This is a genomic window from Variovorax sp. GW460-12-1-14-LB1 (genome assembly GCF_059423605.1).
Genome location: NZ_JBWKYF010000143.1, coordinates 1 through 5,634, shown reverse-complemented (window position 1 = coordinate 5,634; position 5,634 = coordinate 1). Strand labels below are relative to the sequence as shown.

The 5,634-nt window shown below is 52.9% G+C and carries 5 protein-coding genes; 1 reads left to right on the top strand and 4 read right to left on the bottom strand.

Annotated elements, in window-relative coordinates:
* Positions 1–53: 53 nt before the first annotated feature.
* The 3 genes from AC07Y4_RS32540 to AC07Y4_RS32530 form a co-directional block, all read right to left on the bottom strand.
* Entirely contained in the window at positions 54–194 is a 141-nt protein-coding gene (locus AC07Y4_RS32540; RefSeq protein ID WP_495275670.1) for a hypothetical protein, read from the bottom strand.
* 20 nt (positions 195–214) lie between these two features.
* A complete protein-coding gene (locus AC07Y4_RS32535; protein ID WP_082322135.1) occupies positions 215–589 on the bottom strand; it encodes an H-NS family nucleoid-associated regulatory protein in 375 nt (124 codons plus the stop codon).
* Positions 590–885: 296 nt separating this feature from the next.
* The gene (locus AC07Y4_RS32530) at positions 886–2,454 is read right to left on the bottom strand and encodes a YfjI family protein (protein ID WP_159274357.1); all 1,569 of its coding nucleotides are present in this window, start codon (positions 2,452–2,454) and stop codon (positions 886–888) included.
* A gap of 833 nt (positions 2,455–3,287) precedes the next feature.
* Between AC07Y4_RS32530 and AC07Y4_RS32525 the strand changes: the two genes are divergently transcribed.
* A complete protein-coding gene (locus AC07Y4_RS32525) occupies positions 3,288–4,352 on the top strand; it encodes a hypothetical protein (RefSeq protein ID WP_159274358.1) in 1,065 nt (354 codons plus the stop codon).
* Positions 4,353–4,418: 66 nt separating this feature from the next.
* Here AC07Y4_RS32525 and AC07Y4_RS32520 read toward each other — a convergent pair whose 3' ends face one another.
* Complete coding sequence (locus tag AC07Y4_RS32520; protein WP_495275669.1) at positions 4,419–5,570, bottom strand: helix-turn-helix transcriptional regulator; 1,152 nt, start codon at positions 5,568–5,570, stop codon at positions 4,419–4,421.
* Positions 5,571–5,634: the final 64 nt, after the last annotated feature.

Here is a 5,634-nt window from a genome sequence, read left to right as displayed (position 1 = left end):
TGAGCCGGCTGGCTCGCAAAGAGGGTGGGTCAATATTCGATGGAAATCGCGGGTCAGGATTCCATGGAAATCAACAGCTGCCACTCATTCAGCGTATCGGGGGCTTGGCTTTTGGGGGCCTTGGGATCGGGATGAGCATTTCCCGGACTGATTGCCATCTCCACGGTGTTCGCTGCCGTGATTTGGGAAGGCATGGTCCGGAGGTCCGTCGTCCTCAATCCAGGACCCTGAGTTCCTCGCGGTTCTTCCCTGCGGTTTCGAAGTCGGTTATCCACTTGGGTGGTCTACCAAAGCCATGCCACCTTCCTGGGCCACCAGGCTCTTTATAGAGAGGCCGGGCAGTTTCTGGCTCGTTAGAAGCGGGCGAGACTTGACGCTTGCTCTTTGCCTTGCGTGATTCCAAGGGCTGCAATAGCTTGAGCGCGTCCTCAAGTAAAAACTCGTTGTCCTTCAGCTCGGCCCTGAATCCCTCGACGATGCCATGGAGTGCATCCTGACGTGCCTGGAGCAGCGCTGCTTGCTTCTTTGCGAGCGCTGCCTCGAACTCGAGCACTTCTGCAGCTAGCGCTTTCAGTTGTTCATTCTTCATACGAAATCCCGAAATCTTGCTCCAAAAAACGAATAGACATTCATGAAAGTCTCAGAATGTATCCGAATTTCGGGAGTGCTGCGACAGCGAAAATTTGTCCTGCCTTTTGATTGACTGTCTTTCCTCTTGGGTGCAGAAGGCTTCCAACGTCTAGTCGGTGAGAACATCAGGGTGGTGGCTGCCTGCTTTCTTGGGGGAGCAGCGCTTAGAGTCGATCATTCCATGGGAGGGGCTAAGAGCATGATCGATACTTCGTGAGATCGTGATCTGATCTAGAAATCAAGCCTGCCAAGATCCTACTCCAGGCTGTCGAGAGACTTCTTAACCAGCTGAGCCTTGAATAGATCTTTCGGTGTTTTGGCAGCGCTGCCTTCGGGTGCAGGTGAAGGATTTCCCCGCAAGCGGTAGTACTTTGTGCGACCTACCGGATGCTCAACCACGTGACTAAAGTCAATCAAGATTTTCAAGGCGCGCTCAATACGAAGACGTTTCCAATCCTCCTCGAGAAAAAGGAACTGAAGATCCTTAAGTGTGACCAAAAACTGCCCTTGCTGCGCAAGATCATAGAAACGTCCATGCAAGTGATGTGCGTCCCTAGTAAGACGCTCCCGCAAGCTTGCTGAGGACACAAGGCGATGGTACTGACGTGCGTGCCACCGCACAATCTCGATTGCGCGATTGAGTGTTTCATCAGTAATCGAGCCATCAAATCCGTCAGCTACATGTAGCACAGCCGAAATCCGCGATGCTTGCTCCGTTAGTTTCGCGGCGAAGCCGTCCATGTGCTGGTATCGGCCGTCGGGCCGCATGTCAAACTGTGCATCGTTGAATGCATCGCGAAAGAGTTTTTGCGCATTCTTGGAAAAATCTAGCGCGCATCGCTCGTCATCGATTCCCCTAGAAAGGCTGGCGCTCTCTTCGAGCAGTTCGGTGCATCGTTCGGAATAAGTCGACAGATGTACCGTTGTTTTAGGGTTTTCGTCGAGAGTTCGATAGCCTGACGATGGGGGAGGACTCGTCCAGAGAAAGCGATTGATCAAACCACTTTCTTCGGCTTCCCGGCCTCGACGGTCCATGAAACGTTCAAGCATCCCAGGCTGAATGCCTAAGATCATTGACATCCGCGGTGCCGAAACCGAAACATGCTCTTTGGTATTCGCTCTATCGAGATAAATCGGGGCGCCTCCCCAGAGGTCATTCCAAAAAGTCATGTCTCGCATCAAACTCCCCTTGAAAAATCCGCTTGCCTCCATGGAATAAAGTAGGGACGATGGCCAGCGCAAGCACAAGGATTGCTTTACGGCAGTCGGGGTTGCATCACTAAAAATGAGTTTTGGAACCGTTGCAAGCCTCGGTTGCGAACGGTATAGATTTTCGAAGTCACGCTTCGCCCTGTCGGCCACCCTCTGGTTGCCAAGTTTCTTCTGATACTTGGCTTCCAAGTCTTTTCTTTTCATATCCCACATCTTCTTTTCGACGGCAAGATTGACTTTGGCTGAGCGAAATTCGGATGCAGTTTTCCGATCGAAATCGTGAAAGGGGCGCAGCAATGGAGAGGCAGACGCATCCTTGCCCTCCCCTGACCCTGCGATCAGAATCACATTTAAGGAGATCGGACTGGGAGACATTCCAGGCCGCCGAATGTTGTAGAGGTTTTGCGCCGCGCTGGCCATCGCTGCCAACGCAATGGGAGCAACCATCTCAACTGGGATTTTTGTATTCTGACTGTGCTCAGTGATCACCGAGGACAGGCAGGTCCCATATGCGTGGATGGGGCAGGGCTCAAATTTTTCAGGCGCGTACATCGACTTTCCTCTCGATTGACCGGACTCACCCTGATGCAAGGGAGAGTTGCGCTCGCTCACCCTTTTCCTTGTTGCAAGCCAACCGAGCTCGTGCTGACAGTGGCTCGGTGTGGACGTCTTGCGAAGCGATGATACTGATGCCGCAAGATATTCTCGTGCCAATGTTCGAAAAATTTGACTACAGTATCTATCTCGACAGAAAAAATAGATTGAATTTTGCAGAAACCATGCCAATTTCGGCTGATTTGTTGCACAAGTGTCTCTCTGTGGCATCGATTTTTCATTGGAGAGATACATGCGATTTTCGACAGAAGAATGCCGCGAGCGGGAGCAACGGACTCACTTCACGTTTGTGCAATGCGTCTGCGAATGTGTGATCGACTGCAGAAGTGGCTCGCGCAGGACGAGCTCGAGCGGTATGGCTGGCCTCCACTAAGATGCCGGCTCCTCTTTCGCGAGAGGGCACCATGAGTTTCGCAAGAAGTAGAAAGTGGAGGAATGTGTTTGCGTTCTCTCAGGCGAAAGATATTTTCAGAGCACATGACTATATGAGTTGCAATTGGCGGCGGCTTAGCTTCATTCGATTTCCCTGTCTTTCCCTTGAAGTTCGCCCTTGCGAGAAAGTTCGCCCTGTGCAAGTGGCTTCTATATCTCTAAGAAGAAATAGTCCCGCCATGACTAGGAGATCATCTAGTGGGAAAATACACCAAAAAGTCTGAACCACTCAATCCTAGCCAGAGGAGAAGAGTGATCTCGAGCTGTCAGCTAGAGTTTTCGGGGGGCGAGACATCGCTGGCCACTTTAGGCCCGCTTCGACTATGAGGGGGGCTGCTAGATTTAAGGCCTATGAGGAAAAGCTCTGGGAGCTTCCTTTTGTGCCGAGACTGTCGTTCGTGAGTTTGGATCCGCTTGACGAACAACTTGCCACGCGACAGATGCTGAGTGATGAAGACGATGTACTTCTCAAGATCAAGCTAGTTTCTACTGCAGTCAAGTCGATCGTTGAATCAACGGAAGAAGTTAGCTTCCTGAAGGATCGAAGCTTTCGAAATGGTGGAATTCGTGTGCAATGGACTGAAAAGATAATTGATCTGTCGACGGAGCAGGCATCTTGCCTTGTCAAAGCATTTGATTTTGATCCAGATGAAGTGCGACGACTTTTTCCGGGACATAGCTTCAATCCCTATTTTGAGTTGATGTGCATCGTCGTCACGAAGCTCAGGCGCGTGCGTGCGTCACTTCTTTGGTGGAATGTCTTCTCAGGAGATGCAGCACTCAAATTGGCTTCCAGGCTCAGAAAAGTCGTCAAGATCTTACGAGCGAAGGGACTGGATGCCAAGGTTCAGCAAGCGTTAGATAAGTGGCGCACACGCATGCGGGGTCGGACTTATTCTTCACGGAGGTACGTCGACAAAATTTTTGCGCTGTACCCGGACTTGTTTTCGATTCGCCTCAATCTGAACTACTGTATGCAGATGACGGAGGATGGGCGATTGTTGGAGTCGCCGATAGGCTTGCCGCAAGCAAAGGCGCATTTGGCGAAACTCGATCGCTTCATGCGCGATAGATTTCCAGTGGCGGGGCATCTGTATTGGCGTGAGTATGGACTGATGTCCGGCTATCACTTTCGGGTACTGTACCTCGTGAACGGCTTGATCAAAGAGGTTGATCATTCTGTTTTACCGCTGCTGGAAGAGCAGTGGAGGAAGGTGATCACCCAGGGGCGGGGCCGCCACTACAACTCCCATTCAGCGCGCTATCGGCAACAGGGGGGTGGCCAATTCCATGAAGACGACGCGCGAGAGAGCGAGCCCAGCAGATTGATGAATGAAGTAGAGCGACACATCACCCAGGCCGACTTTTGGGCCTTCCACAAGAAAGGTGGGAAATGTTTCGGACGAGGACAAGAACCGCTAGCGCTTTTTGAGGCAATGCAAGGCAAAGCAAGAAAAGCCTGATGTTGACGGTGCGCTCGATTGGCTGGAAGGCAGAAGCGCGAAGGTTAGCGGGTGCCTGTCAGAGGCTCAATGTCGAGTTGCGCGTGTCCGCGTCGTCAGCCACGTTTCGATTTCGCTTTCGAGCCATCCCACACTTGTGCTGCCGAGCTTCACCTGTTTGGGGAAAGTTGGATCGTAGCGTGGGGAGTTAGGGTCGAGACGGTCGTAGATTGCCGAGCGTGACAACGAGGTCCGGGCTTCGACTTGAGAACGGCGCAGGATCACCGTGGTGGGGGTTTTCCGCTCCGGCTCGACCTGCGCTTCTGTACCTTTTCTAACCGACGAACGAGTCTTGCTGTCTTGGTGCGAGGCTGGTTTCACTATGGGCGAAAGGGAGGGCACAAGCGTGCCGATGCGTTCAGCCGGCGCAAGGGGGGGCGCAGACGCTGAAGTGCGTTCGAGGACTTTTACGGAGTCGGCTTCCCGTGGTTCAAGTTGGCGATTGGCGGAAGGTGTTGTCAGTGATATGGCTCGTTCTGCAACCGGGGCCCTCGCTAGCCGTTTCGAGGAGAGTGAAAAGGCATCCGAATCTTCAGTTATCCGAAATTTGCGTGCCTTGAGGTACTTCAAAGCGTCTTCGCGGCGAATGAAGATGTTCTTTCCCGCGCTGTTTGCGCTGACGTGGTGGTGATCAAACGCAACGATCTTGCCGGCTGCGATTTCCTCTTGCAGGGCGAGGCGGTGTTTTTCCTGAATCTCGAGAATCTGGAGGCTATTGGCTGCGATCGCTTCTTCGCTCACGAACACTGGCTTCCAGGGGGGGCGATCGGGGTGCTTCAGATACGCATCCATCAATACTTCACGATTCTTCGCTGATAGGCCAGCGTGCGGTGGCAAGCCCGGCAAGATTCGAAGAAGCTCCGCGCGTTCCGCCGCGGTCATGTCGGATTGGATCTCGAGTTCCGAGGTTGGCAGCTTTACAACCTTTTGCTGGAGCCAGGCATAGTCTTCGGCCTCTCGCATGCTGGGGCAGATGGACTTGGCGATGAGCCGGGTGAGGTCCCACAGATCGATGGGATCGTCGGCAGGAAGTTGGATGTCAGTCTTTTGCACGCACGGCTTTCTCGGAAGGTGCCATCTGGAGCTCGATTGCTCGACGGGGTGTGGGCCCGGTGTCGAATGTATCAAGCCTGATTGCCTGCTCAACAAGGAGTAGAAATAGAGAATGTTGATTTCCATGGAATCCTGACCCGCGATTTCCATCGAATATTGACCCACCCTCTTTGCGAGCCAGCCGGCTCAC